Below are 25,582 nucleotides of genomic sequence, written 5' to 3' on the forward strand. Positions count from 1 at the left end.
ATCGTCATGCGTGGACGTGGGAAGGGCTCTCAGGCGGCGGGCACGCTCTCTTGAAGGGCGCGGGCCAGCGCCTGGTCGAAGACATCGGCCGGCTGGCAGCCGGACATGGCGAGCCGCCGCTGGAAGATGAAGAACGGCACCCCGTTGATCCCCTGCCGCGCCGCGTCGAGCGCCAGATCCTCGGTTTCGCCCAGCGCATCGGCATCGCCGACGACCTGCAGCGCCTCCTGCCGGTCAAAGCCGAAGCGGATTGCAATCTCGGCGAGGATATCGGGGTCATTGATCTGGCGATGCTCGAGAAAATAGGCCTCGGTGATCGCCGTCGCCAACCCATGCTGGGTGCCCTTGGCCCGCGCGGCCCGGATGAGCGTATGAGCCCTGGCAGTGGGATAGGCCCGCGGCTGCTTGGAAAGATCGAGCGCGATACCCGTCGCCCGGGCCTCACCTTCGACCCGCTCCCACATCTCCTTAGGCTCACGTCCATACTTCTGGCGGAGCATGTCGGCCACCACCACGCCCTCGGCCGGCGCGTTGGGGTCGAGATAGAAGGGGTGGTTCTCGATATCCACCGTCACATCCGGCCCGAGCCGAGCGATGGCCTGATCGAGCCGGGCCGATCCCACGAGGCACCAGGGGCAAACGATATCGGTAAAAACGTCGATTTTCAGGGACGTGGCCACACTATTCTCCGGGTTGCAGCGCGGCACATGGGTGCCATGAGACGGCTTCGCAAGGAGGCACACCGGTGTTTCCGGCTACGCTCAGCCCCAATAGGGCGCCTCGCCCCGCGCCGCCTTCAATGCCCTGCCCCACCACGCCATGCGCTCGAACATCACCTGCGCGGCAGCCCTGGTCGCAGCCAGATCCAGCGGTTGCCCGTCCTCGCCGAAGGTGCGGCTCGACCCGTGAAAGCTCAAGCCCTCCCGCACGTTGACCGCATGCATCTCGACGAACACCTGCCGCAATTGCTCCACCGCCCGCAAGCCGCCAGACATCCCGCCATAGGAGGCGAAGGCCACCGGCTTGGCCGCCCATTCCCGCACCGTCTGGTCGATGGCATGCTTGAGCCCGGCTGGATAGCCGTGATTGTATTCCGGCGTCACGACAAGGAAGGCATCGGCCTCGGCCAGTTGATCGCGGAATGCCGCGACGCCTTCGACTGAGAGATCCCAGCGGCCCTGGATCGGCAGCGAATCGGGCGGGTTGAGCCCCATCACCCTCACATCGAAGAGCCCGCTCTGCTGGGCTTCCCCGGCAAGCCAGCGGCCCAGCACGTCGCCGAAGCGGCCCTCTCCCGTCGTTCCGATGATGAGGGCGAGCCTGAGCCGGTCGGGCATGGATAATCCTTTGAATTGCCTTGCTTCGGCGCTTCCGTTACAACCTCAACTAATGTTGAGGTCAAGGGGTTTCTCACCATGCCGAGGGAATTGTCGGTGGGCGAGGTGGCACAGCGCAGCGGCGTTCCCGTCTCGACGCTGCATTTTTACGAATCGCGCGGGCTGATCCGCAGCCACCGCACCAAAGGCAACCAGCGCCGCTTTGATCGCGATGTGCTGCGTCGGGTCTCCATCATCCGCGTGGCGCAGGAGGTCGGTATTCCGCTGGCGGAAATCGGGGCAGCGCTGGCCGCGCTGCCTGATGCTCGTACGCCGACGCGCGATGACTGGATCGCCCTGTCGCAGCGCTGGGCGGCCGATCTCGATCGCCGCATCGCCCAGTTGCAGAAGCTGCGCGATGGCCTGGGCGACTGCATCGGCTGCGGCTGCCTGTCACTCGAAAGCTGCCCCATCCGCAATGGCGACGATCGTCTCGCCAATGAGGGGCCGGGGCCGCGATGGCTGCTGGCAGGCGGTTCAGCCCCGGGTTGACCAGGCCAGCCAGCCTGCCACGACGACCAGCAGGCCCGCAAAGATCAGGCCCATGCGCCGACGCGGCCCGGCCTGCGTCAGCAGCGGTTGCAGGCTGCCTGCGCCCAGCACCACGCCGGCATGGATCGCCGTCGCAACCGCGACGAAGATGAGACTGAGCACCGCCGTCTCCGAGCGGATGGCGCGTGTGGGGTCGGTGAAGCCGGGCAGCACGGTGAGATAAAACAGCGCCGCCTTGGGGTTGAGCAGATTGCTGATCAGCCCGCGGCGGAAAAAGCGCATGAGGCTGCCGCCGGCATCCTCGTCCAGCGGGCGCCGGGCATCCCTCCAGGCTTCCCACGCGAGCCAGAACAGATACGCCACCCCGCCCCACCGCAACCCCTGATAGAGCAGGCGGTTCTCCATGATCAGGGGGCCAAGCCCCAGACCGACGATGGCAGCGAGGAGCGTCAGCCCGAGAGCGACACCTGCGACGGCGGCGAGACCCGGCCGGGGTCCGCGCGCCGCCGATACGATGGCGAGATAGGCCATGTTGGGGCCCGGCGTCAGCTCGATTGCAATCGCCGTCGCTGCAAACGCCAGGAGGGTGGAGGTGTCGGGCATCGGGCCGGGCCGGCCGGGCGCTCGGCGCCCGGTGTCAGTGCGCCATGGCCTTGACGATCTCCTCGGTCACCTTCTTGGCGTCACCGAAGAGCATCATGGTGTTGTCGCGGAAGAACAATTCGTTCTGCACGCCGGCATAACCAGCCGCCATGCCGCGCTTGATGAAGAGCACGGTGCCGGCATCCTCGACGTTCAGGACCGGCATGCCGTAGATCGGCGAGGTCTTGTCGGTCTTGGCCGCCGGGTTGGTCACGTCATTGGCGCCGATGACGAAGGCGATGTCGGACTGGGCAAACTCGGAGTTGATGTCCTCGAGCTCGAAGACTTCCTCATAGGGCACGTTGGCTTCGGCCAGCAGCACGTTCATGTGCCCGGGCATACGGCCAGCTACCGGATGGATGGCATATTTGACCGTGATGCCTTCCTTCTTGAGCAGGTCGGCCATTTCACGCAGCGCGTGCTGGGCCTGCGCCACCGCCATGCCATAGCCGGGCACGATGATGACCTTGCCGGCATTCTTCATCATGAAGGCGGCGTCATCGGCCGAGCCCTGCTTGACCGGCCGGGTTTCTTCTTCGCCCGATGCCGAAGCGACCTCGGCGCCGAAGCCGCCCAGGATCACGGAGATGAAGCTGCGGTTCATCGCCTTGCACATGATGTAGGACAAGATGGCGCCCGAGGACCCCACCAGCGCGCCCGTGATGATCAGCGCCGTATTGCCCAACGTGAAGCCGATGCCCGCCGCCGCCCAGCCCGAATAGGAGTTGAGCATCGAGACCACCACCGGCATGTCGGCGCCGCCGATGGGGATGATCATCAGCCCGCCCAGCACCAGCGCGACGATGGTGATGAGCCAGAACCAGACCGGGTCGGCGGTCACCGCGAAGAGATAGACCAGCACCAGCAGCACGGCGCCCAGACCCAGATGGATCATGTGACGGCCCGGCAGGATGATCGGCTTGCCCGACATGCGACCATCGAGCTTGAGGAAGGCGATGACCGAACCGGTGAAGGTGAAGGCGCCGATCGCCACGCCAAGGCTCATCTCGATGATCGCCTGCATGTGGATATGGCCGGTCGAGCCGATGCCGAAGGCCTCGGGCGCATAGAGCGCCGCCGCCGCCACGAACACCGCCGCGAGACCGACCAGCGAGTGGAACGCCGCCACCAGCTGCGGCATGTCGGTCATCTTCACCCGCCGCGCCAGCACCGCCCCGATGCCGCCACCGATGGCAAGCCCGCCGATGATCAGCGCCCAGGACACGAGGTCGCGGGGGCCGGCCACGGCCAGCGTCGTCACCATGGCGATGGCCATGCCAATCATGCCGAAGCGGTTGCCCTGCCGCGCCGAGGCCGGGCTCGAAAGCCCGCGCAGCGCCAGGATGAAGAGCACGCCCGATACGAGGTAGAGCAGCGCTGCGATATCGGCCGAGATCATCTCATTTCCCCCTGCGCAAGAGCCTGTCGGCAGCCCTGCGGAAATTCTCGAGTATCTGTTCGTCGCTCGGCGTCCTCGGCAGCTTCGGCCAAGGCTCGTCGAGCCGTGTGATCAACCGTCGGGCTGCATCGCGCAGGCCCGCCTCGTCGAGGTCGTTCTCGCCCCTCAGCGCTGGATCGGCGCAATAGGCGTCCACCTCGTAAAACATCAGGTCGGCAGCGTAAGGAACGCGTTCCCCCCGCGCGGTGGCGTCCCGGCTGGCCGCCAGAAATTCATCCTGAAACTGCGGCCCGTCCATCTCACCATCGAGCAGCGCCTGCATCAGGCGCTCCCAGGGCTGCTTGTCCGGCGCCGGCAGCATCAGGGCCCAGCCTCGCCCCGGCCCCGCAGCAGGAGCCCGGCGGCGACCAGAAGTCCCGCAACCAGCACCCCGCCGCCCGCCACCATGAACATCTCGGCGCCCGCCCCGAGGCTCGTTGCGCCCGTGGCCTGCGACAGCGCGAAGGCCGAAACAGCCAGCGCGATCAGCGAGAAGGCGGTGAGCCGGCCCGAAAGGCTGCGGATTGAAGGCCGGCCCACCGTGCCCACCACCAGCACGATGAAGAAGATCAGCCCGGTGAGGATCTGGAAGAGCGGCGGCAGCATGTCGCGCATGGCTCAGCCCTTCTTGCGATACATCGCCAGCATGCGTTGCGTGACGAGGAACCCCCCGAAGATATTCACGCTCGCAAAGATCAGCGCGATGAAACCGAAGAGCTTGGAAAGCCAGCTCGAATCGCCGGCCAGCGACACGCCCACTGCCAAGAGCGCACCCACCACGATCACCGAGGAGATCGCGTTGGTCACGCTCATCAGCGGAGTATGCAGCGCCGGGGTCACCGACCACACGACGTAATACCCCACGAAGATCGCGAGCACGAAGATCGCGAGGCGGAAGATGAAGGGATCGATGGCCCCGCCTGTCGCGGCGGCGGCGATCGCTGCCGTCGTATCGGCGGCATGAGCGGCTGCAGTGCTGTCCATGACGGGCGTCCTAGGCTGCGGTGCCGGCAGGGGCCGGATCGACCTTGATGTTGGGGTGGACCACGAGGCCGTCGCGCGTCAGGACCGTCGCCTTGACGAGCTCGTCATCCCAGTTGATCGCGAGTGCCTTGGCCTTCTTGTCGATCAGCGTCTCGACGAAGGCGAGGAGGTTGCGCGCATAAAGCTGGCTGGCGCTGGTGGCGAGCCGACCCGGCACGTTGCGGTGCCCCACGATGGTCACGCCACCCACTTCGACCACCGAACCGGGCACGGTCAGCTCGCAATTGCCGCCGCGCTCGGCCGCCAGATCGATGATCACCGAACCCGGCTGCATGCTTTCCACCATGGCGCGCGTGATCAGCCGTGGCGCCGGACGCCCCGGAATGAGCGCGGTGGTGATGACGATGTCCTGCTTGGCGATATGCGCGGCCGTCAGTTCCGCCTGCTTCTGCTGATAGGCGGCCGACATCTGCTTGGCGTAGCCGCCGGCCGTCTCGGCCTGCTTGAATTCCTCGTCCTCGACGGCGATGAACTTGCCCCCGAGGCTTTCGACCTGCTCCTTGGCGGCGGGGCGCACGTCATTGGCCGAAACCACGGCACCGAGCCGCTTGGCCGTCGCGATGGCCTGGAGGCCGGCAACGCCCGCCCCCATCACGAAGACCTTGGCGGGCCGCACGGTGCCGGCGGCCGTCATCATCATCGGCATGGCGCGGTCGAAGGCGGCGGCGGCATCGATCACCGCCTGGTAACCGGCGAGGTTCGCCTGGCTCGAGAGCACGTCCATCACCTGTGCACGGGTGATGCGGGGCATGAATTCCATCGCCACCGCAACGGCGCCGCTGCGCCCGATGGCCGCCACGTCGGCCTCGTTACCATAGGGGTCCATGATGCCGATGACGAGCGCGCCCGGCGCCACGCCCGCAAGTTCGGCCAGCCGCGGCCGCCGCACGCCGAGCACGATGGCGGCGCCCGCCAGTGCTTCGGCCGCGCTCGGCACGATGGTCGCACCGGCGGCGGCGAAGGCCGCATCGGGTATGCGTGCCCCCTCGCCCGCACCGGCTTCGATGCTGACGCTCGCCCCCAGAGTGGCGAATTTGGTCACGGTCTCAGGCGTGGCGGCGACGCGGGTTTCCCCCTCGGCGCGCTCGCGCAGCACGGCAATCTTCATCGGCGCCCCCAGGCCGGTTGTCACCAGTTCAGCCCGGGCGCCCTGCCCGGCCGATCAGGCGATGATCAGGAAATACAAAACCACCAGCAGGACAGCGACACTGATGATGCTCCACTTCAGGAACACCATGAAACCCGAATAGGTCCGCTCGATCATGGGATAGTCCATGGCGGGCGGCTGGGTATCGGCGGCGGCGTGCGGCATCTTTGCCATTGGGTCCTCAGTTCAATCGAGTGTCAGGATGGAGCGGTTGCGGCCAGCTCGTCAATCAGCCTTTCGACCATACCCAGCCCCAGCGACCAGAAGCCCGGGTCGCGGGCATCGAGGCCGAAGGGCTTGAGCAGTTCGGAGTGATGCTTGCTGCCTCCTGCACGCAGAAGGTCGAGATAGCGCTCCGCGAACCCCTCGCTGGCCGTCTCATACTGCGCGTAGAGGGAGTTCACAAGGCAGTCCCCGAACGCATAGGCGTAGACGTAGAAGGGGGAGTGGATGAAGTGCGGGATATAGGCCCAGAACACTTCATAACCCTCGTTGAGGGTGATCGCCGGCCCCAGGCTCTGGGCCTGCACCTCGAGCCAGAAGCGGTTGAGATCCTCGGTCTTGAGCTCGCCCTTGCGGCGCGCCGCATGCACCTTGCGCTCGAAACTGTAGAAGGCAATCTGCCGCACCACGGTGTTGAGCATGTCCTCCACCTTGCTCGACAGCATGGCAAAGCGCAGCCGCTTGTCGGTGGTCTTGTCGAGCATGGAGCGGAAGGTCAGCATCTCGCCAAAGACGCTCGCGGTTTCGGCCAGCGTCAGGGGCGTCGGCGCCATCAGCGGCCCCTGCGGCCCGGCGAGCACCTGGTGCACGCCATGGCCCAGCTCATGGGCCAGCGTCATCACATCGCGCGGTTTGCCGAGGTAATTGAGCATCAGATAGGGGTGCACCGATGGCACGGTGGGGTGGGCGAAGGCGCCCGGCCCCTTGCCCTCGGTCACCGGCGCATCGATCCAGCCCTTCGCGAAAAACGGCTCGGCGACCTTGGCCAGTTCGGGCGAAAAGGCCGAATAGGCCTCCATCACCGTGTCGCGCGCGCTCGCCCAGTCGAACACCCGGTCATCGCTGGTGGGCAGGGGGGCGTTGCGATCCCAGGCGTTCAGCGTCTCCTTGCCGAACCACTTGGCCTTCATGGCGTAATAGCGGTGCGAGAGGCGCGGATGGGCCTCCTGCACGGCCTTTTCGAGCGCATCCACCACCTCGCGCTCGACCGAATTGGCCAGGTGCCGGCTGTCGGCGATATCCTCGAAACCGCGCCAGCGATCCGAGATTTCCTTGTCCTTGGCCAGCACATTGGTGATGTGGGTAAAGAGCCGGGCATTGGCGCCCAGCGTCTTGGAGAGCCCATGGAACGCCGCTTCGCGCTTGGCCTCGCGCTTGTCGGTGAGAAGGTTCAGCGTCCCCTCGAGCCCCAGCGTCTGGTTGTCGACCTCGAATTTGAGGCTCGCCATCGTGTCATCGAAGAGCCGGTTCCATGCCGTGGCGCCCGAGACGGACTTGTCGTGGAAAAGCTGCTCCACCCGGTCTTCGAGCTGATAGCGCTTGGCCTTGCGCAGCTCGGCGAACCAGGGGCGGTAGCGCGCCAGTTCGGGGTCGGCGGCAAAGGCCGCTTCGAGCACGCCATCATCGATCCGGTTGAGTTCGAGCTCGAAGAAGATGAGGCCCGAGGAGAGCTCGGTCAGCGCCTCGCCCATGTCGCCGAGGAATTTGGCGCGATCGGGGTCGGCGGTGTTCTGCACATAGTAGAGATAGGAGTAGGAGCCGATGCGCCCGGTCTTTTCGCCCAGCGCCTCGGTGCGACGGATCGCCTCGATCAGCCGGCCCTCCCGCGTCAGCGTCTCGAGCTTGCCCTGATAGTCGGAGGCGAAGGCCTTGGCCTCGGCCCGGGCCCAGTCGAGGTCGGCGATCCGCTCGGGCGCCTCGGGGCCTGTGTAGAGATCATCGAGGTTCCAGCGCGGCAGGGCGCCCAGCTCCGGCGACGGATCGGCGGCGGGCGCAGCGTCGGCCGCCATGCGGGGAAAATCGATCATCGGGACTATCGGGCTCCACTCGTCAACGCGCGGACCATAGCCAGCCCGCCCCCGAGCGACAAGCATGCGCGCCCCGATTGGCGAAAGGCCGCAGGGTTAAAGGAGGCTTAACCCGAGGGCCCGAAAGTGACCCAGAACGGCACGGGCGATTCGCCTGGCCCCATCCCGACCATCCACGACCCGCTACAGCAATCTTCCATGGCCCGCATCCTCGTCGTCGATGACGATCACGCCCAGCGTCTCCACCTCTCCGCCCTCGTCGCAGCGCTCGGCCATGAGGCCATCCCTGCTCAGGGCGGCGACGAAGCGCTCGCGCTGATCGCGCAGGATGGCGACCTTGCCCTTATGCTGCTCGATCTGGTGATGCCCGAGCGCGACGGCATGGCCGTTCTCGATGCCCTCTCGCGGCACGGGGCCTCCCTGCCCGTCATCGTGCTCAGCGGCCACCCGAGCCGCGACGTCATCGCGACGGCGCGCCAGCGCGGGGCAATCGACTATCTCGCCAAGCCGGTGGTGCCCGAGCGGCTCGAAATGTCGATCGATACCGCGCTCGCCCACGCCGCCCTCCGCCGCCAGCTCGAAGCCGAGCGTCATCGCAGCGGCGGCGAATGTGACCTCTCCCGCGTCGAAAGCGTCGATCCGGCCATGCGCCGCGTCATCGCCCAGCTTGGCAAGGCGGCCCGCTCGGGGCTGCCGGTGCTGCTCGAAGGCGAGGCCGGCACCGGCAAGAGCCTCGTCGCCCGCGCCCTTCACGGACAGAGCGATCGCGCCGGCCGGCAGTGCCTGGCGCTGTCGCTTACCACCATCGCTCCCGAGCGCATGGAAGACGCCCTTTTTGGCAGCACCGCCGCCGGGTCCGACGCGCGCGGCCTCTTGCGCGCCGCCCATGGCGGCACGCTCATCATCGAGGATATCGCCCGCCTGCCGCTTGCGGCGCAGGCCCGGCTCGCGACCTATCTTGCCACGGGCAACGCCGCCCCGGCCGGCCAGCGTCCGGATCGGCCGAATACGCGGATCATCGCCACCACGCGCCGCCGGCTGCTCAATCTCGCCCGGCTGGGCACGCTGCGCGAGGATCTCTACAACCGGCTCAACCTCATGCCGGTCTATCTGCCCCCTCTGCGCCAGAGGCCGGGCGACATCCTCGCCCTGGCCGAGACTGCCGCCCGCCGCATCGGCGCCGAAGAGGGCCGCATCCTGCGCGGGCTCACCGCCGACGCCGAGGCGCTGCTGATGGCGCATGACTGGCCCGGCAATGTCGCCGAGCTCTTGCGGCACGTCGCCCGTGCCGTTGCGATCAGCGAAGGCGAAAGGCTGCGGCCCGCCGATTTTCCTGCGCTTCTCCGGCTCCTGCGGGGGCCGGCTGCAGCTGCCCAGCATCTGTCGGAGGCGGCACGGCCTTCAGCGCCCGTTCATATCGATGCTGCCATCCTCTCGAGCATCGAAACAGCGGAGATCTCTGCAACCGGGACCGCACCCGCCATGTCCGACCGCTTCATCGGCGCGGATGGCACGCTTGCGAGCCTTGCCCAAATCGAGCGCGAGCTGATCGTCTTTGCCCTCGAGCGTCACGCCGGCCACATGTCGAAAGTGGCGCGCACGCTCGGCATTGGCCGATCGACCCTTTATCGCAAGCTGCGCGACTATGGCATCGATGGCGGCTGGGCGGCCGATGCCGCCTGACCCCGTTGCACCTTGGACACAGAGCAGGCTCACAAAACGGTGAGCAATTGTCAGCGTTAAACTTTCTACGCTAAGCCGAAATCATCGCGCGGATTCCATTCAAAGTATCCGCAAAGGCCGGAGTTTCGAATGAACAGACGCAAGGCAGCCCTTCTCATCGGTACGGCCTTCATCGCGCCGGCGACCCTCGCCTCCGGCCAGGAAGTCGTGAAGGTCGCAGGCGTCGAGGCCACCCGCGTGGTGATCGCGCCGCCGCGCACCGAACTGGCCCGCCTCATCCGGGCCGGCCTCTCCGCCGCCTATCACGGCACGCCCAAGGATGCGCCGGGCTATGAACAGGCCCAGAAGCTCTATTTCTTCTATGGCGCGCGCGGCTTCGAGCCCCTCTGGCTCTCGGAGGACGAGAGCGGCACCATCCGCTTCTCGGACAATGCCAGCAAGGTCATCGCGCTGTTCGAAAAGGCAACGTTCGAGGGCTTCCGCCCCTCCGACTATCTCACCCCCGCGCTCGACATCGCCGCCGCCGGCACCGATCCCGCACGGCTCGCCGCGCTCGAAACCGCATTCTCGGCCGCCGCCACGCTTTATGGCCAGCACGCCTATGCCGGCCGCCTCAAGCCCACCGATGTGAGTTCGGTCTGGACCATCACGCCCAAGCGCATCGATGAGGCGGATTTGCTGATCCGGCTGGCCGAAAGCGACACGCCCGACCAGATCCTGCGCGATCTTTCGCCCAAGCACCGCGAGTTCGTCCGCCTGCGCGAGGCGCTCGCCCGCTTCTACGACGGCAGCGTCGTCGATGAAGCCGTAAAGATCCCCGAGGGTCCGCTGCTCAAGCCCGGCATGCGCGACGAGCGCGTCACGCTCCTGCGCCAGCGGCTCGATGTGCCCGAGCCCGACATTCCGGAAACGGCCGGCACAGCCGCCGCCCCCGACTTCACTTATGACGAGCCGCTGGTCGCCGCCGTCCGCGCCTTCCAGGAAGGCCTGGGCCTCACCGTCGATGGCGTCATCGGGCCGGCCACCGTTGCCGCGCTCAATGGCGGCACGGCCACGACGCGCGAAGACATCGTCGCCAACATGGAGCGCTGGCGCTGGGAGCCCGACGCGTTCGGGGATTTCCACGTCTTCGTCAACATTCCCGAGTTCCGCCTCGCGATCATCAACCGCGATCAGGTGCACTACACCACCCGCGTGGTGGTCGGCACGCCCAAGCACCAGACCCCGGTGTTCTCGGACATGATCCGCCACATCGTGGTCAATCCCTACTGGAACGTGCCCGCCTCCATCGCCCGCAACGAGATCGCGCCCAAGCTCGCCGCCAATCCCTATTACCTAGACAGCCAGAACATGGAGATGCTCTATGGCGGCCAGGTGATCAACGCGGCGGCGATCGACTGGCGCAGCACCAATGTCAACCGCTTCCACATCCGGCAGCGGCCGGGCCCGAGCAACGCGCTGGGGGCGGTGAAATTCCTCTTCCCCAACCAGCACGACGTCTATCTGCACGATACCCCGTCCAAGTCGCTGTTCGCGCGCTCCTTCCGCGCCTACAGCCATGGCTGCGTGCGTGTGGAAAACCCGATGCAGTTCGCCGATGCCCTGCTCGCCAACGAGCCCGAGATGAGCGCCGCGCGGCTCGAAGCCATGTATGGCCCCAACGAGCGCTGGGTGAACCTCAAGACGCGCGTGCCGGTGCATCTGAGCTATTTCACCCTGCGTGTCGACGCCGATGGCACCATCCGCTCCTATGGCGACGTCTATGGCGCCAACAAGCGCGTCATCGAGCTGCTCGAAGCCTGATCGGCCGCTGTTCTTCGTGATCTGAGGCGACCCGGTGGTGGATACACATGTCTACCGCCGGGTCGTTCGTTCGAAAGGCCTTGGTTCGGCCCCGTTTTTTGCCTACACATTTGCGCGAGGGTGGCGTTTCACGCTGCCGGGTCTGGCCGTTCCGTCAGCGTTAAGGGTCCGTAATGGACTTGGGTCTAGGCTGGCGCGATCGGACCAACCACGAACGGGTTCTGGGGCGTGACGGGCAGAACAAGCGACGCGATCACGAGGCCTTTGCGCCTTCTGGCTCTGGCGATGGCAGCGATGATGTCGCTGCTCGTCGTAACCGGCGCGGCTCTGGCCGCTTCCGGCGACCGGACACTGACCTTCTATTACACCCATACCCGCGAGACCGGCACCTTCACCTTCCGCCGCAATGGCCAGTATGACCAGAAGGTCCTGGGCCAGCTCAACCAGTTCCTGCGCGACTGGCGCCGCAACGAGCCGGCCAAGATGGATCCGGCGCTCTTCGATCTCATCTGGGAAGTCTATCAGGATGTGCGGGGCAGCCAGCCCATCCACATCGTCTCGGCCTATCGCTCGCCCAAGACCAACGAGATGCTGCGCTCCAAATCCTCGGGCGTGGCCGAAAATTCCCAGCACATGCGCGGCCATGCCATGGATTTCTTCATCCCCGGCGTGCCGCTCAACCGCCTGCGCGAGGCCGCGATGCGCCGCCAGGTCGGCGGCGTCGGCTATTACCCCACCTCGGGCAGCCCCTTCGTGCATCTCGATACCGGCACCGTCCGCGCCTGGCCGCGGATGACGCGGGCCCAGCTTAAATCCGTCTTCCCCGATGGCCGCACCCTGCACCTGCCCACCGATGGCAAGCCGCTCTCCAACGAAGGCCGGCGCTATGCCGAAGCCGAGTGGAACAAGTGCCGCATGGTGCCGTGCAGCGGCGCCGCGCGCCCCGCCACCACCATGCTTGCATCCTCGGGCGAACCGCCCGTTCCCGCGCGACCCAGCCGCACGCTTGCCAGCATGCTGTTCGGCAATGGCCAGCAGCAGCCGGCCCAGCCCGTGGTTGCCGAAGTCGCCGCCCAGGAGCCGGCGCAGCGCAGCGTGCAGACGGTTGCCATCGCCGCGCCCATCCCTGCGCCCCTGCCCGCCCAGCGCGCCGCCTTGCGTGACGACGAGGTTGCGCCCGATACGACGCCCGCCGTGATGGTCACGGCCCTCGTGGCCCCCGTCCCGGCCCGCAAATCCTCAACCATGATGCTCGCGACCCGCGCGCCCTTGCCGCGCGAAAGCGCCGTGACCGCGGTGGCCGCCTTTGGTGGCGCCACGGCGTCCCCGCCCGGGTCCGCCGAGGGTCTCATGGCCGCCTATGCGCCGCCCATGGCGCAGGATCCCGATGCCCAGCGCGCCCTGCGCATGCTGATCGAGCGCGAGACTGCCGCTGCCGCACGCCCCGCCAGCGTGCCGCGCGCTCCCGTGCTGTCGCCCGTATCCGCCCCCGAGATCGGCATCGATTCCATCCGCACAGCTTCGATCGGTTCTTCGGCCATCGATGCGGTCAAGGGCCTCTTCGATACGACCTGGTCGGCCGTGAGCCGGGTCGGCGCTCCCGACCAGATGAGCGTCGCCCTGCAATCGCTCGTCGAGCGCCGCAGGCCCGTTGCCAGCCTCCAGACCCGCCCGGTGACGCTGATCGCGCCCGAAGTCGACCATGTCAACGAGACCCTCGTCCATCCGGTCTTGATGTCGGACGGGCATTTCGCCGTGCTCTATGATGCCGAGGGGTATCTCGACAAGGCCACGGAACTGGGCCCGCGCACCGCCAGTTTCGGCTTCGTGCCGGAGACCACCCCGCTCCCGGTCTCGGATCGCTTCGTGGGCAACACTCCCCAGTTTCTCGCAATCCGCTGAGACCGGCGCGGTTGCAATGGCTCGCGGGCCTCTCTAAACCAAGCAAGGTGCTCTGCCGTAGCAGAGCTTGAGGGGAGTGTCCCCTGCCGTTTCGAGGGGCTGCCGTGTCGGATAAACCAAAGACGCCACTGCTCGACAAGGTCAGCTATCCTGCAGACCTCAAGGGCCTGAGCCGCGAAGAGCTCAAACAGGTCGCGGACGAGTTGCGCACCGAGGTCATCGACGCCGTGTCGGTCACCGGCGGGCATCTGGGCGCCGGGCTCGGCGTCATCGAGCTCACCGTCGCGCTGCACGCCGTGTTCGACACCCCCGAGGATCGGCTGATCTGGGACGTCGGCCACCAGGCCTACCCCCACAAGGTGCTCACGGGGCGTCGCGACCGCATCCGCACCCTGCGCCAGAAGAACGGGCTCTCCGGCTTCACCCGCCGCGTCGAAAGCGAATACGATCCCTTCGGCGCCGCCCATTCCTCGACCTCCATTTCCGCCGGCCTGGGCATGGCCGTGGGCGCACAGCTTTCCGGCAAGAAGCGCAATGTCGTCGCCGTCATCGGCGATGGCGCCATCACCGCCGGCATGGCCTATGAGGCGATGAACAATGCCGGCGCCATGGATGCGCGGCTCATCGTGGTGCTCAACGACAACGATATGTCGATTGCCGCACCCACCGGCGCCATGCGCGCCCATCTGGCCAAGCTCGTCTCGGGCCCCACCTATCGCGGCCTGCGCCACACCGCCAAGCAGATCGCCAAGGCCCTGCCCCCGATTTTCCACGAGCCGGCGCGCCGCGCCGAGGAATTCACGCGCGGCTTCTTCACCGGCGGCACGCTCTTTGAAGAGCTCGGCTTCTACTATGTCGGCCCCATCGACGGGCACAATCTCGACCACCTGATCCCGGTGCTCGAGAACGTCCGCGATGCCGAGGAAGGGCCGATCCTCGTCCACGCCATCACCAAGAAGGGCAAGGGCTACGGCCCGGCCGAAGCGGCCGCCGACAAATATCACGGCGTCAACAAGTTCAACGTCATCACCGGGGCGCAGGCCAAGGCGCCCTCGAACGCCCCTTCCTACACCTCGGTCTTTGCCCAGAGCCTCATCACCGAGGCGCGCGAGGACGAGCGCATCGTGGCGGTCACAGCCGCCATGCCGTCGGGCACCGGGCTCGACAAGTTCGCCGAGCACTTCCCAACCCGCACCTTCGATGTCGGCATCGCCGAACAGCATGCGGTCACCTTTGCGGCAGGGCTCGCCTGCGAGGGGCTCAAGCCCTTCGTTGCGATCTACTCCACCTTCCTCCAGCGCGCCTATGACCAGGTGGTGCACGACGTGGCTCTGCAGGGCCTGCCCGTGCGCTTTGCCATCGATCGCGCCGGCCATGTCGGGGCGGATGGCCCCACCCATGCCGGCAATTATGATTCGGCCTATCTTGGCGCCATCCCCGGCATGGTGCTGATGGCGGCCGGCGACGAGGCCGAACTCAAGCACATGGTGGCCACCGCCGCCGCCTATGATCAGGGCCCCATCGCGTTCCGCTATCCGCGTGGCGACGGGCTCGGCGTCGAGATGCCCGAGCGTGGGCTGGTGCTGCCCATTGGCAAAGGCCGCATCCTGCGCGAGGGCTCGACTGTCGCCATCCTGTCCTATGGCACGCGACTGGGCGAAGTTCTGGCCGCCGCCGAGCGGCTCGCTGCTTTCGGGCTCAACCCCACCATTGCCGATGCGCGCTTCATGAAGCCGCTCGACGAGGTGCTGATCCGCCGGCTCGCCGCCGAGCATGAGGTGCTGCTGACCGTCGAGGAAGGCAGCATCGGCGGCTTCAGCAGCCATGTGGCCACCTATCTCGCCGCCAATGGCCTGCTCGATTCGGGCCATCTGCGCTTCCGCCCGATGATGATCGGGGATCGCTATGCCGAGCAGGGCTCGGTCGATGGCATGTATGGCGAGGACCATCTCGACCGCAACGGCATCGTCGCCACGGTGCTGCGCGCGCTCGGCAACGAAGCCGAGGCCATGCGCATCCTCAACGCCGGCCGCGACTGACAGACGGCCTAGAGCGTTTCCAGGCGAACTGGGTACCGGTCCGCCGTCCGAAAACGCGACGAAAAAGCTATAGATGTAAGTGTGGCGACGCGCAGAGCGTCGCCCGGGCGCTCCGGCGGCAGAAGCAGAGCCCCCGCCGCCAGCATAAGCGCGATCAGAACCGCTACTTCACCGCCGCGAGCGCATCGAGCACCCGCACCCAGGAGCGGATGCCCTTGTGGAAGCTCTTGAGGTTGTACTTCTCGTTGGGCGAATGAATGCGGTCGTCGATGCGGGCAAAGCCGATCAGCAGCGTATCCATGCCCAGCCGGCGCTTGAATTCGCCCACCACGGGGATCGAGCCGCCTGAGCCGACAACCACAGCCGGCTTGTTCCACTCATCGGTAAGCGCCGCAAGCGCCGGGGCGAGATAGGGGCCATCGACCGGCACGGTGATGGCCGGCGAGCCGCCATGGGGCTTGAAACTGACCGTGCAGTCGGCGGGCAGCCGGGCTTCGACATGGGCGCGGAAGGCGGCGCGGATCTTGACCGGATCCTGCCCCGAAACGAGGCGGAAGGAAATCTTGGCGGAGGCCTTGGACGGAATCACCGTCTTGAAGCCATCCCCGGTATAGCCGCCCCACATGCCGTTGATCTCGCAGGTCGGGCGCGACCAGATCTGCTCGAGCACGCTGCGTCCGGCCTCCCCCGCCGGCGTCTTGAGCCCCACGCTGCCGAGATAGCCGGCTTCGCTGAACCCCAGATTGCGCCACTGCTCGGCAACCGCCGCCGGCACTTCGGCGACATCGTCGTAAAAGCCCTCGATGGCGACGCTGCCATCGGGGTTCCGCAGGCTGGCGATGATCTCGGCCAGAACCTGGTTGGGGTTGCGGGCCGCCGAGCCGAACATACCCGAATGCAGGTCCTTGTCGGCGCAGGTGATGGTGAGTTCCTCGCCCACCAGCCCGCGCAGCATCGAATTGATCGAGGGTGTGTCGGGTCCCCACATGTCGGTGTCGCAAACCAGCGCGACATCGGCACGCAGTTCGTCGCCGGTGGCATCGAGGAAGGGCAAAAGGCTCGGGCTGCCGCTCTCCTCCTCACCCTCGAAGAGGAAGGTGACGCGCAAAGGCAGCGTGCCGTGCACGGCCTTCCACGCGCGGCAGGCCTCGACGAAGGTCAAGAGCTGCCCCTTGTCATCCGAGGTGCCGCGACCGGTGATTTCCTTCTCGCCATCGGGCCCCTCGCGCAGCGCCGGTTCGAACGGGTCCGAGCTCCAGAGGCCGATGGGGTCGACCGGCTGCACGTCGTAATGGCCATAAAACAGCACATGCGGGCCCGAGGTCGCGCCCTTGTCATGGGCCACCACCATCGGGTGCCCCGCGGTCTGGCGCAGCGAGGCATCATAGCCCTGCCCCGCCAGATCATCGACGAGCCACTGGCCGGCCTTGGTGCACTGGGCCGCATAGGCCGGGTCGGTCGAGATCGAAGGAATGCGCACCAGCGCCATCAGGCGCTCGAGGCTCTCCCCGATATGGGCATCGACATGTGCGAGGACGGGATCGACGGCGGCGGACATGGGGAACTCCGGAAGAGGCCCCCATGGCGCGACAGGCTCACCATGAGGGGTGCGGAACGTTGTGAGGACCTCATCCTGAGCCTGTCGAAGGACGAGGTCCGGACACAAATCAGAGGCTCACGACGAGCCGGCGCCATCCTGCCGCACGAAGGCGATGCGCAGCATGTTGGTGGCGCCGGGGGTGCCGAGCGGCACGCCGGCGGTGATGGCGATGCGGTCGCCCGGGCGGGCGAAGCCCTCCTGATAGGCGATGACGCAGGCGCGATCGACCATGTCCTCGAGGTTCACCGCATCCTGGGTTTCGACGCAATGGACGCCCCACACCACCGAAAGCCGGCGCACGGTGCGCAAATTCGGCGAGAGCGCGAGGATGGGCTTGGAGGGCCGCTCGCGCGCCGCGCGGATGGCCGTCGAGCCCGACGAGGTATAAGTGACGATGGCCGCCAGATCGAGCGTTTCGGCGACCTGCCGCGTGGCGGCGGAGATCGCGTCGGCGGCCGTCGCCTCGGGCTCGGTGGCCTGGGCGCGAATGATGCCGCGATAGTTGATGTCGGTCTCGACCGCGCTCGCCACCTTGCTCATCATGGTCACAGCTTCGACCGGATACTGGCCGGAGGCGCTTTCGGCCGAGAGCATCACGGCGTCGGCGCCCTCGAACACCGCGATCGACACGTCCGACACTTCGGCGCGGGTCGGCACGGGCGAGGAAATCATCGATTCCAGCATCTGGGTGGCCACCACCACCGGCTTGCCATAGCGGCGCGCCACGCGGATCATGCGCTTTTGCAGGCCCGGCACGGTCTCGAGCGGCAGCTCGACACCCAGATCGCCGCGCGCCACCATGAAGGCATCGCACAGCTTGATGATCTCCTCGAGCCGCTCGACGGCCTGGGGCTTCTCGATCTTGGCCATCACGCCGGCGCGGCCCTGCACCACCTTGCGGATATCGATGATATCCTCGGGGCGCTGCACGAAGCTCACCGCGATCCAGTCGGCCTCGTTCTCGAGCGCCTTGAGCAGGTCCGCATGGTCCTTCTCGGTGAGCGAGCCCATGGCCAGCAGCGTATCGGGCAGGCTGACGCCCTTGCGATCGCTGAGCTTGCCGCCATAGATCACCTCGGTCTCGATGGCCCCGCCACCGACCTTCACGGTGCGCAGCTGCAGCTTGCCGTCGTCGAGCAGCAGCCGGTCGCCCACGCCCACCGATTCGATGATTTCGGGATGGGGCATGAACACGCGATCGACGGTGCCCGGCGCGTCGGAGCTGTCGAGCGTGAAGCGGGCGCCGGCGGCCAGCTGGATGCTGCCTTCGGCGAAGCGCCCGATGCGCAGCTTGGGGCCCTGCAGGTCGACCAGCACCCCCAGCGGATGCCCCAGCCGCGTCTCGACCGCGCGGATGCGGTTGACGGTCTGGGCGAGGAGCTCATGGCTGGCATGGCTCATGTTGATGCGGAACACATCGGCACCGGCGCGGGCGAGATCCTCGATGGTCTTCTCGTCCTGCGAAGCCGGTCCGAGGGTCGCGACGATCTTCACGCGTCTCGAGCGTTTCATGGATTGGTGCGCCTTCCCGGTTCGACTGGGCTGCCGGCAAGAGGGGCCGGGCCCGCTGTTATTGGTGCAGACCTTCCGTTCTGATGCGGAAATATCGTGCTTTTCTGGTCTTGAAGTTCCCGGGATCGACGGATCAGCCCGCCCGGAAACGGTTACGGTCCTCGTCACGACACGCGTCCGGAGCGACGGCGTCGTCTCTCCGTTCCGGAGATGCCGGGAGCCTTTTCACCGCCCTGTCGGGATGGCGATAGGCCCCAGCGCCTCGTCTGGTCGCCGTTCCCAATCGCAGAACCGCTGCCGGTTCTGCTGGAAACGCTCTAGTCCGCCGCCCCCTCGTCATCCGGCCCGATCCCGTCTTCCATCGGAACATCCTCGTCTCCCGCAGAGACGGTGGCGCCCGATGCTGACGGCTCGGTCAGTTGCAGCATCCAGTTGCTTCGGTTCTGCGTGTCGACCTCGAAGAACCCTGTTCGTTCGTAGCCGCGCGCCAGACAATCCTCAACCCCGAATATGGTGAAAGTCTCGTCGCGGGTGCACATGTACACCTGCCCGTCCCACGAGCCGCCGCCGATGTCATCGGCTGCGTACACATAGTAGTAGCGTGCATCCAGCCGGCCATTATAGACGGTCTGGCATTCGCCGGGGCCCGCGACCCACCACCCTTCCGATTGCCAGCCGCGCTCGGCCCGATAGCCGAAGGCGATCGATACCGGATTACCCGTCTGGTTGCAGACGCGGAAGCTGCCATCGGTGGAATCGGCCTGGATCGGCTGGTTTGCGGCCGCAGGCGCCTGCGGCGATGCCGCATCGGCGGCCGGAGCGGGCACGCTGGCCTGCGCGACGATCACCTGGGGTTGCGCCGCATTCACCGGGGCGGGCGAACGGCTCATGAAGAACCAGGTCGAAAGTGTCGCCAGGATCGCGACGGAAACGGCTGAAAGGATAAGGAGTGGGCGCACGCTCAGGTCCGGTCGAGGCTCGTTGATCATCCCGACGCCAGCGTTTTCGCGGGCACGGCGGGGAGTGTCAACGGGTAACGAACGCTTTTGTCGGAAATGGGGGTGAAGAGGACGCAATGATTCGCGTCCCCGGCCTTGAACCCGCCCTCGCCTTAGGGTTCAAGGACCCCACAATCTAGGACGCCCAGAGCAAGGAGTAGCCATGGATACCGATAGCGTTGCACAGGACCAGCTGAGGGCCTTCGTCGAGCGGATCGAGCGCATGGAGGAAGAAAAAGCCGCCATTGCTGAGGATATCAAGGAAATCTACGCTGAGGCCAAGGGCAACGGCTTCGACACCAAGGTCCTGCGGCAGATCATCCGCATCCGCAAGCAGGACCACAACGAGCGCATGGAGCAGGAGGCCATCCTCGAACTCTACCTCGCCGCCCTCGGCATGCAGGCCGCCCCGCCCGAGCGCTGAGGCGTGATTTGACCGGAGGACGGGTGGGCATGACGCTGCCCGCCTTCTTACTTTCCCACCCCGGTCATCCCTGCGAGAGCAGGGCCGACCGGGGTGGGACCAGAACCGTGCTCCCGCCCTCGTGGTTCGAGACGCCTCTTCGAGGCTCCTGACCATGAGGTCTCTCCCAAAATTCACAAAGGTCCTCATCCTGAGGAGCCCGCAGGGGCGTCTCGAAGGACGAGGGCCGGGCGCAGATGCCTCGGCTCCATCGTCCCTCTCCCTTTGGAGGAGAGGGCCAGGGTGAGGGGGCCTTGCCCCACGCGAGATCGCGAGGCTCCCTCACCCGGCCTTCGGCCGACCTCTCCCCCAAAGGGAGAGGTAAGGTGGGCGCGAGCCTCCGGAGTCGAGACAGTTCCGGCAGGCTACCGGGCATGACACCTCTCTTCACCTCTCCCTTCGGGGGAGAGGTCGGCGCGTCAGCGCCGGGTGAGGGGGCCGTGGCCACAGGCACGAAATTCCGTATGTCACTGAGATCGCTACTGGATTCCCGCTTTCGCGGGAATGAACCGGTGGGGAGGCGTCTAGCACCGTGCTCCCGACCTCGTGGTTCGAGACGCCTCTTCGAGTCTCCTCACCATGAGGTCGCTTCCAAAATTCACAAAGGTCCTCATCCTGAGGAGCCCCGCAGGGGCGTCTCGAAGGACGAGGGCCGGGCACAGATGACTCGGCTCCACCGTCCCCTCTCCCTTTGGAGGAGAGGGCCAAGGTAAGGGGGCCTTGCCCCACGCAAGATCGCAAGGCCCCCTCACCCGGCCTTCGGCCGACCTCTCCCCCAAAGGGAGAGGTAAGGTGGCGCGAGCCTCCGGAGTCGAGACAGTTCCGGCAGGCTACCGGGCATGATACCTCTCTTCACCTCTCCCTTCGGGTGAGAGGTCGGCGCGTCAGCGCCGGGTGAGGGGGCCTTAGCCGCAGGCACGAAATTCCGTATGTCACTGAGATCGCTACTGGATTTCCGCTTTCGCGGAATGACCCGGTGGGTGGGACCAGAACCGTGCTCCCGACCTCGTGGTTCGAGACGCCTCTTCGAGGCTCCTCACCATGAGGTCTCTCCCAAAATTCACAAAGGTCCTCATCCTGAGGAGCCCCGCAGGGGCGTCTCGAAGGACGAGGACCGGGCACAAGACTCCTCGCATTTCACGGTCGTTCCTGCGCAAGCGGGAACCTCCGTTTCCGATGCAGATCCAGTCAACAGAGGCTACAGCTTTCGCAGGACCGACTTGGTGGGGCTTACCACCGCCCCCCCCCGAAATCGGTGACCTCCGCCCCCCAAAACAAAAAGGCCCGCCGAAGCGGGCCTTTTGCATGTCTTAGCCGATGCGGCCGATCAGCCCTGGCGGGCCTTGTAGCGCTTGTCGACCTTGTTGATGATGTAGACACGCCCGCGACGGCGGACGAGCTTGTTGGCACGGTGACGGGTCATCAGTGCCTTGAGCGAATTCCGGACTTTCATCGTCGAACCTCAATACGAACAAAAAGAGGCGCGACGCGCCCTCAGGGATTGGCCGGACTGATACGGGCAAACCGGCCTCCTGTCAACGCTCGGCCGCCTGTTTCCGGCGCTTTCCAAGCCAATGGCGCGCGCCGATTAACCGTCTCGAAACACCCCCGCCCTAGCGTTGTCTCAAAACCGCGGGTGCCCATGTCCACACCGTCCATCGAACGCCTCAGCGTGCTGATCGTCGAGCCTTCCCCGCAGATGGCCTCGCTGGTGGCCTCCATGCTGCGCACGCTGCGCATCCGGCTGATCCAGGATTGCGCCGATGCCAAGTCGGCCGGCCGGCTGGTGCAGACCCGGGCCTTCGATGTGATCATCATTGATGATGCTACTCCGCCGATCGGCGGGGTGGGCTTCGTAAAGGGGTTGCGGGGCTCCACCGATTCGCCCTCGCGCCAGGCCGCGGTGATCATGATGTCCTCGGCGCCCGATACGGCCAACATCATCGCGGCGCGAGATGCGGGCGTCACCGAATTCCTGCGCAAGCCCTTCGCGACCGACCACCTGCGCACGCGGCTCGTCTCCATCGTCAGCCGCCCGCGCGACTTCGTGGAAAGCCCGGCCTATGTCGGGCCGGACCGGCGTCGGCGGGAACAAGGTCCCGAGGGCGAGGAGCGTCGGGCGCCCAAGCCCGACTGACCTTGCTTCAGGCGCGTTCGACCAAGGCCGCCACGCCCATGCCGCCGGCGGTGCAGACCGAGATCAGCGCCCGCTGCTTCTGCTCAGCCTGCAGCAGCTTGGCGGTGAGCCCGAGAATGCGCGCCCCAGTCGCCGCGAAGGGATGGCCATAGGCAAGGCTCGAGCCCTTGACGTTGATCTTTTCGACCGGAATGGCACCCATGGGTGTCTCGCGCCCCAGAACCGTGCGGCAATAGTCAGGGTCTTCCCAGGCCCTGAGTGTGCACAGCACCTGCGCCGCGAAGGCCTCGTGGAGCTCAAAGAAGTCGATATCGTCGAAGCCGAGACCGGCCCGGGCCAGAAGCTCGGAGACCGCGATGGTGGGGGCCATCAACAGCCCGTCGCCATGGGCGAAATCATTGGCCGCCACCCGCCCCATGGTGAGATAGGCCAGAACCGGCAGGCCGCGTTGCCGCGCCCAGTCTTCGGAAGCCAGCAGCACGGCGGCAGCGCCATCGGTCAGCGGGGTGGAATTGGCTGCCGTCAGCGTACCCTGCCCCGATTGGCGATCGAAAGCGGGCTTGAGGCTCGCCATCTTCTCCAGCGTCGAATCGGCTCGCACATTGTTGTCCTTGAGCACCCCGGCATGGGGCACCACGAGGTCGTCGTGGAAGCCTTCGTCATAGGCGCGCGCCGCGTTGAGATGGCTGCGCAGCGCCAGCTGGTCCTGCGCCTCGCGGGTGATGCCCCATTGCCTGGCCATCAGTTCGCAATGTTCGCCCATCGAGAGGCCGGTCCGAGGCTCGCCGGCCGTCGGCGCTACGGGCTTGACCTCGCCGAAGGAGAACCCCTTGAACGTCTCGAGCCGCTCCTTGGCCGTCCGCGAGCGCGACAGCGCGATCATGCGATGGGCGAAGCGGTCCGAGAACACGACCGGGCTGTCCGAGACGGTGTCGGAGCCGGCCGCGATGCCGCTCTCGATCTCGCCCGAGGCGATCTTGCTGCCCAGCATCAGCGCTGCCTGCAAGGATGTGCCGCAGGCGATCTGAAGATTGGTGCCGGGGGTGGAGGGCGAAAATCCGGCGTCGAGAAGCGCCTCGCGGGCGAGGTTGAAGTCGCGCGTATGGGCCAACACGGCTCCGGCCACGACTTCATCGATTTTGGCACCTGAAAGTGCGTGTTTCTCACCTAATCCCGCAAGCGCGCGTGCGAGCATCGAGAGGTTGGTTTCGCGCCCATAGGCGGTATGGGCGCGGCAGAACGGGATACGGGAGGAGCCGATAATGGCGACCCTGCGTAACTCAGCCATGGCGATCTCCTATGCCCTTCCGTCCTTGCGCGCCTGCAGCGGCCCGCCGAGGAACGGGGCGAAGCCCGTTCCGAGGATAACGCCGATATCGGCCAGGTCGTCATTGGCGACAACGCCCTCGCGCACGACGATTTCTGTCGTATCCACAAGGGGTTGAACCAGTTCCCGGCCCAGCGCCACGAGGTTGGGATGGTCGGGCGGATCGGCCTTTTGCACCTTGCCCTTCTCCCATTTGTAAAAGCCCTCGCCGGTCTTGCGACCGAGCTTGCCCTCGGCGATCAGGCGGGCGAACTGGCTGTTGTCGGGCACCGAATGGCCCAGTTCCAGGGCCACGAACTTGCCGACGTCGAGCCCGATCGTATCCATCAGCTCGATTGGCCCCATCGGCATGCCGAAAGCCACGGCGGCTGCGTCAAGTAGTTCTTTATTCTCGCCTTTTTCCACCCGCTCCACCGCCGCCATCATATAGGGCAGCAGCACCCGGTTGACGAGGAAACCCGGAGCCGAGCGGACCACCACGGGGCTCTTGCCGATGGCGAGGGCGAAGCTGGAACCAAGGGCGATCTGGCGGTCGGTGTTGAAGCGGGAACGGATGATCTCGACCAGCGGCAGCTGCGCGACGGGATTGAAAAAGTGCAGCCCGATCAGGCGGTTGGGATCCTTGAGGGCCTCGGCGATACGCTCGAGTTCGATCGATGAGGTGTTGGTGGCGAGAATGGCGTTGGGGCCGGCCTTGGCTTCGGCTTCGGCGAAGATCTTCTGCTTGATCTCGAGCTTTTCGACCACCGCCTCGATGACGACATCGGCGCGGGCGAGCCCCTTGCCGGCAGGATCGGCCTCGAGGCGGGCTACGGCCGCGTCGATTTCTTCTTTTGTTTTCAGTCGCTTGCGAAAGAGAGACTTGGCGCGGGCGAGCGCCGGCTTGATGCGATCGAGATCGAGATCCTGAAGCGTCACGCCCATGCCGCGCAAGGCGCACCAGGCAGCGATATCGCCCCCCATGACGCCCGCGCCGACAACATGCACGCGCGTGAAATTCGGCTTTTCCACGCCCCGCAAACCCTGTTTTTTGAGGCTTTCCGTGAGAAAGAACACGCGCCGCAGGTTGGTCGCCGTTTCGGACGACAGCAGCGGCACGAAGGCCTCGACTTCGCCGGCAATCATCGCCCGCCAGTCATTGCCCTTCTTCTCGAAGAGCTCGATCAGCGCCCAGGGCGCCGGGTAGTTGAGCCGCGGCGCTTTTCGCGCGACGGACTTGCGCATCTGGTTGGCGACATAGTCGCGCATGGGTCCCATGGCCATGACGCGCTTGGCAAAGCCGGCCGGCTTGGCGCGCCGGTCCTGCAGCACCGCCTTGCGGCCTTCCCAGCGCAGCATGTCGCGATGGCGGACGAGCTTGTCGACAAAGCCCTTGGCCCGGGCTTCGCTCGCACGCATCGGCTTGCCGGTGAGCATGGCGGTCATCGCATCGACGGGCCCGGCCTGGCGGATCGAGCGGCCCGTGCCACCAAAGCCCGGGAAGATGCCGAGATTGACCTCGGGGAAACCGATGCGGGTCTTTTCGTCGTTGACCGCGATGCGATAGTGGCAGGCCAGTGCCAGTTCCAGCCCGCCGCCGAGGCAGAAGCCATGGATGCCGGCAACCACCGGCACCTTGAGCATCTCGATCCGCGCGAAGAGGGAATGCGTGCGCCGCAGCATGTCGGGCAGGATCGAGAAATCGGCCATGGAGTCGAATTCGGAGATATCGGCCCCGGCGATGAAGCCGCTCTCCTTGCCCGACAGCAGCACCACGCCCTTGATCTGCCCGGAAGCAGCAAGGTCCTCGATGCGGGTGACCATGGTCTCGAGCTCGGCCAGGGCCTGCCGGCTCAGCGTGTTGACCGGCCCCTTGGGGGCATCGATGGTCAGCCAGCCGATGCCCTCGACATCCGTCTCGAAACGCCAGTGCTGGGTTGCGGGCAATTGGGAGTCGGGCATGGCGCGTT

At 66.3% G+C, this 25,582-nt stretch carries 23 protein-coding genes; 7 read left to right on the plus strand and 16 right to left on the minus strand.

Annotation, left to right across the window (positions count from 1 at the left end):
• Nucleotides 1–29 precede the first annotated feature (29 nt).
• Nucleotides 30–680 (minus strand): DsbA family oxidoreductase, encoded by a 651-nt coding sequence (locus BT183_RS08725; protein WP_177282453.1) that lies wholly within the window; start codon nucleotides 678–680, stop codon nucleotides 30–32.
• Nucleotides 681–761: 81 nt separating this feature from the next.
• The gene (locus tag BT183_RS08730; RefSeq protein ID WP_072341053.1) at nucleotides 762–1,337 is read right to left on the minus strand and encodes an NADPH-dependent FMN reductase; all 576 of its coding nucleotides are present in this window, start codon (nucleotides 1,335–1,337) and stop codon (nucleotides 762–764) included.
• A gap of 78 nt (nucleotides 1,338–1,415) precedes the next feature.
• Between BT183_RS08730 and soxR the strand changes: the two genes are divergently transcribed.
• Nucleotides 1,416–1,868: a redox-sensitive transcriptional activator SoxR gene (gene soxR / locus BT183_RS08735; RefSeq protein ID WP_072341056.1), complete on the plus strand. Its 453-nt coding sequence runs from the start codon at nucleotides 1,416–1,418 to the stop codon at nucleotides 1,866–1,868.
• Here the strand turns inward: soxR and BT183_RS08740 are convergent.
• Genes BT183_RS08740 through BT183_RS08775 form a run of 8 tightly spaced genes read right to left on the minus strand, consistent with a single transcriptional unit; the run spans nucleotide 1,854 to nucleotide 8,169 of the window.
• Nucleotides 1,854–2,471, minus strand: a complete 618-nt coding sequence (locus BT183_RS08740; protein WP_072341059.1) for a LysE family translocator — start codon at nucleotides 2,469–2,471, stop codon at nucleotides 1,854–1,856. The two genes, soxR and BT183_RS08740, sit on opposite strands and share 15 nt — an antisense overlap.
• Before the next feature lie 34 nt (nucleotides 2,472–2,505).
• A complete protein-coding gene (locus BT183_RS08745) occupies nucleotides 2,506–3,909 on the minus strand; it encodes an NAD(P)(+) transhydrogenase (Re/Si-specific) subunit beta (protein ID WP_425290546.1) in 1,404 nt (467 codons plus the stop codon).
• Nucleotide 3,910: 1 nt separating this feature from the next.
• Complete coding sequence (locus tag BT183_RS08750) at nucleotides 3,911–4,231, minus strand: colicin immunity domain-containing protein (protein ID WP_177282454.1); 321 nt, start codon at nucleotides 4,229–4,231, stop codon at nucleotides 3,911–3,913.
• Nucleotides 4,232–4,269: 38 nt separating this feature from the next.
• Nucleotides 4,270–4,563, minus strand: coding sequence for a hypothetical protein (locus BT183_RS08755; RefSeq protein WP_072341065.1), 294 nt, complete (start codon nucleotides 4,561–4,563; stop codon nucleotides 4,270–4,272).
• A 3-nt stretch (nucleotides 4,564–4,566) separates the two neighbouring features.
• A complete protein-coding gene (locus BT183_RS08760; RefSeq protein ID WP_084603356.1) occupies nucleotides 4,567–4,932 on the minus strand; it encodes a proton-translocating transhydrogenase family protein in 366 nt (121 codons plus the stop codon).
• A 10-nt stretch (nucleotides 4,933–4,942) separates the two neighbouring features.
• The gene (locus BT183_RS08765) at nucleotides 4,943–6,100 is read right to left on the minus strand and encodes a Re/Si-specific NAD(P)(+) transhydrogenase subunit alpha (RefSeq protein ID WP_072341822.1); all 1,158 of its coding nucleotides are present in this window, start codon (nucleotides 6,098–6,100) and stop codon (nucleotides 4,943–4,945) included.
• 54 nt (nucleotides 6,101–6,154) lie between these two features.
• A complete protein-coding gene (locus BT183_RS08770) occupies nucleotides 6,155–6,313 on the minus strand; it encodes an aa3-type cytochrome c oxidase subunit IV (protein WP_084603357.1) in 159 nt (52 codons plus the stop codon).
• A 23-nt stretch (nucleotides 6,314–6,336) separates the two neighbouring features.
• Complete coding sequence (locus BT183_RS08775) at nucleotides 6,337–8,169, minus strand: M3 family oligoendopeptidase (RefSeq protein ID WP_084603358.1); 1,833 nt, start codon at nucleotides 8,167–8,169, stop codon at nucleotides 6,337–6,339.
• Nucleotides 8,170–8,295: 126 nt separating this feature from the next.
• Here BT183_RS08775 and BT183_RS08780 point away from each other — a divergent pair, with 126 nt between their 5' ends.
• From BT183_RS08780 to dxs, 4 genes are all read left to right on the plus strand, one after another.
• Nucleotides 8,296–9,852, plus strand: coding sequence for a sigma-54-dependent transcriptional regulator (locus tag BT183_RS08780; protein WP_143145713.1), 1,557 nt, complete (start codon nucleotides 8,296–8,298; stop codon nucleotides 9,850–9,852).
• Between the two features lie 129 nt (nucleotides 9,853–9,981).
• Nucleotides 9,982–11,655 (plus strand): L,D-transpeptidase family protein, encoded by a 1,674-nt coding sequence (locus BT183_RS08785; protein WP_072341073.1) that lies wholly within the window; start codon nucleotides 9,982–9,984, stop codon nucleotides 11,653–11,655.
• Nucleotides 11,656–11,883: 228 nt separating this feature from the next.
• On the plus strand, nucleotides 11,884–13,557 hold the full coding sequence (gene mepK / locus BT183_RS08790) for a peptidoglycan L,D-endopeptidase MepK (RefSeq protein ID WP_244545267.1): 1,674 nt from the start codon (nucleotides 11,884–11,886) through the stop codon (nucleotides 13,555–13,557).
• Nucleotides 13,558–13,661: 104 nt separating this feature from the next.
• Nucleotides 13,662–15,596 (plus strand): 1-deoxy-D-xylulose-5-phosphate synthase, encoded by a 1,935-nt coding sequence (gene dxs / locus BT183_RS08795; RefSeq protein ID WP_072341079.1) that lies wholly within the window; start codon nucleotides 13,662–13,664, stop codon nucleotides 15,594–15,596.
• A 163-nt stretch (nucleotides 15,597–15,759) separates the two neighbouring features.
• Here dxs and BT183_RS08800 read toward each other — a convergent pair whose 3' ends face one another.
• From BT183_RS08800 to BT183_RS08810, 3 genes are all read right to left on the minus strand, one after another.
• Nucleotides 15,760–17,154 (minus strand): M20/M25/M40 family metallo-hydrolase, encoded by a 1,395-nt coding sequence (locus tag BT183_RS08800; RefSeq protein WP_072341082.1) that lies wholly within the window; start codon nucleotides 17,152–17,154, stop codon nucleotides 15,760–15,762.
• A 117-nt stretch (nucleotides 17,155–17,271) separates the two neighbouring features.
• Complete coding sequence (pyk, locus tag BT183_RS08805; protein WP_072341085.1) at nucleotides 17,272–18,708, minus strand: pyruvate kinase; 1,437 nt, start codon at nucleotides 18,706–18,708, stop codon at nucleotides 17,272–17,274.
• A gap of 317 nt (nucleotides 18,709–19,025) precedes the next feature.
• Nucleotides 19,026–19,667, minus strand: a complete 642-nt coding sequence (locus BT183_RS08810; protein ID WP_072341088.1) for a DUF1036 domain-containing protein — start codon at nucleotides 19,665–19,667, stop codon at nucleotides 19,026–19,028.
• A 202-nt stretch (nucleotides 19,668–19,869) separates the two neighbouring features.
• Between BT183_RS08810 and BT183_RS08815 the strand changes: the two genes are divergently transcribed.
• Nucleotides 19,870–20,130, plus strand: coding sequence for a DUF2312 domain-containing protein (locus BT183_RS08815; protein WP_072341090.1), 261 nt, complete (start codon nucleotides 19,870–19,872; stop codon nucleotides 20,128–20,130).
• A 1,366-nt stretch (nucleotides 20,131–21,496) separates the two neighbouring features.
• On the opposite strand, the gene ykgO is transcribed toward BT183_RS08815, so the two are convergent.
• A complete protein-coding gene (gene ykgO, locus BT183_RS08820) occupies nucleotides 21,497–21,622 on the minus strand; it encodes a type B 50S ribosomal protein L36 (protein WP_046136523.1) in 126 nt (41 codons plus the stop codon).
• A 189-nt stretch (nucleotides 21,623–21,811) separates the two neighbouring features.
• On the opposite strand from ykgO, the gene BT183_RS08825 reads away from it, so the two are divergent.
• The gene (locus tag BT183_RS08825) at nucleotides 21,812–22,306 is read left to right on the plus strand and encodes a response regulator (protein WP_072341092.1); all 495 of its coding nucleotides are present in this window, start codon (nucleotides 21,812–21,814) and stop codon (nucleotides 22,304–22,306) included.
• A 7-nt stretch (nucleotides 22,307–22,313) separates the two neighbouring features.
• Here the strand turns inward: BT183_RS08825 and BT183_RS08830 are convergent, their stop codons facing one another.
• Nucleotides 22,314–23,594: an acetyl-CoA C-acetyltransferase gene (locus BT183_RS08830; protein WP_072341094.1), complete on the minus strand. Its 1,281-nt coding sequence runs from the start codon at nucleotides 23,592–23,594 to the stop codon at nucleotides 22,314–22,316.
• A gap of 9 nt (nucleotides 23,595–23,603) precedes the next feature.
• Nucleotides 23,604–25,574 (minus strand): 3-hydroxyacyl-CoA dehydrogenase NAD-binding domain-containing protein, encoded by a 1,971-nt coding sequence (locus BT183_RS08835; RefSeq protein ID WP_072341096.1) that lies wholly within the window; start codon nucleotides 25,572–25,574, stop codon nucleotides 23,604–23,606.
• Nucleotides 25,575–25,582: the final 8 nt, after the last annotated feature.

The organism is Devosia enhydra (assembly GCF_900119845.1).
In the GTDB taxonomy this organism is placed as follows: domain Bacteria; phylum Pseudomonadota; class Alphaproteobacteria; order Rhizobiales; family Devosiaceae; genus FPKU01.

What these genes read in the sequence shown, in the direction of transcription:
- BT183_RS08765 (WP_072341822.1), bottom strand. Translation starts at nt 6,100, where the DNA reads ATGAAGATTGCCGTGCTGCGCGAGCGCGCCGAGGGGGAAACCCGCGTC.
- BT183_RS08830 (WP_072341094.1), bottom strand. Translation starts at nt 23,594, where the DNA reads ATGGCTGAGTTACGCAGGGTCGCCATTATCGGCTCCTCCCGTATCCCG.
- BT183_RS08740 (WP_072341059.1), bottom strand. Translation starts at nt 2,471, where the DNA reads ATGCCCGACACCTCCACCCTCCTGGCGTTTGCAGCGACGGCGATTGCA.
- BT183_RS08835 (WP_072341096.1), bottom strand. Translation starts at nt 25,574, where the DNA reads ATGCCCGACTCCCAATTGCCCGCAACCCAGCACTGGCGTTTCGAGACG.
- BT183_RS08815 (WP_072341090.1), top strand. Translation starts at nt 19,870, where the DNA reads ATGGATACCGATAGCGTTGCACAGGACCAGCTGAGGGCCTTCGTCGAG.
- BT183_RS08825 (WP_072341092.1), top strand. Translation starts at nt 21,812, where the DNA reads ATGTCCACACCGTCCATCGAACGCCTCAGCGTGCTGATCGTCGAGCCT.
- BT183_RS08750 (WP_177282454.1), bottom strand. Translation starts at nt 4,231, where the DNA reads ATGCAGGCGCTGCTCGATGGTGAGATGGACGGGCCGCAGTTTCAGGAT.
- BT183_RS08785 (WP_072341073.1), top strand. Translation starts at nt 9,982, where the DNA reads ATGAACAGACGCAAGGCAGCCCTTCTCATCGGTACGGCCTTCATCGCG.
- BT183_RS08730 (WP_072341053.1), bottom strand. Translation starts at nt 1,337, where the DNA reads ATGCCCGACCGGCTCAGGCTCGCCCTCATCATCGGAACGACGGGAGAG.
- BT183_RS08745 (WP_425290546.1), bottom strand. Translation starts at nt 3,909, where the DNA reads ATGATCTCGGCCGATATCGCAGCGCTGCTCTACCTCGTATCGGGCGTG.
- BT183_RS08755 (WP_072341065.1), bottom strand. Translation starts at nt 4,563, where the DNA reads ATGCGCGACATGCTGCCGCCGCTCTTCCAGATCCTCACCGGGCTGATC.
- BT183_RS08770 (WP_084603357.1), bottom strand. Translation starts at nt 6,313, where the DNA reads ATGGCAAAGATGCCGCACGCCGCCGCCGATACCCAGCCGCCCGCCATG.
- soxR (WP_072341056.1), top strand. Translation starts at nt 1,416, where the DNA reads ATGCCGAGGGAATTGTCGGTGGGCGAGGTGGCACAGCGCAGCGGCGTT.
- ykgO (WP_046136523.1), bottom strand. Translation starts at nt 21,622, where the DNA reads ATGAAAGTCCGGAATTCGCTCAAGGCACTGATGACCCGTCACCGTGCC.
- BT183_RS08775 (WP_084603358.1), bottom strand. Translation starts at nt 8,169, where the DNA reads ATGATCGATTTTCCCCGCATGGCGGCCGACGCTGCGCCCGCCGCCGAT.
- pyk (WP_072341085.1), bottom strand. Translation starts at nt 18,708, where the DNA reads ATGAAACGCTCGAGACGCGTGAAGATCGTCGCGACCCTCGGACCGGCT.
- BT183_RS08760 (WP_084603356.1), bottom strand. Translation starts at nt 4,932, where the DNA reads ATGGACAGCACTGCAGCCGCTCATGCCGCCGATACGACGGCAGCGATC.
- BT183_RS08800 (WP_072341082.1), bottom strand. Translation starts at nt 17,154, where the DNA reads ATGTCCGCCGCCGTCGATCCCGTCCTCGCACATGTCGATGCCCATATC.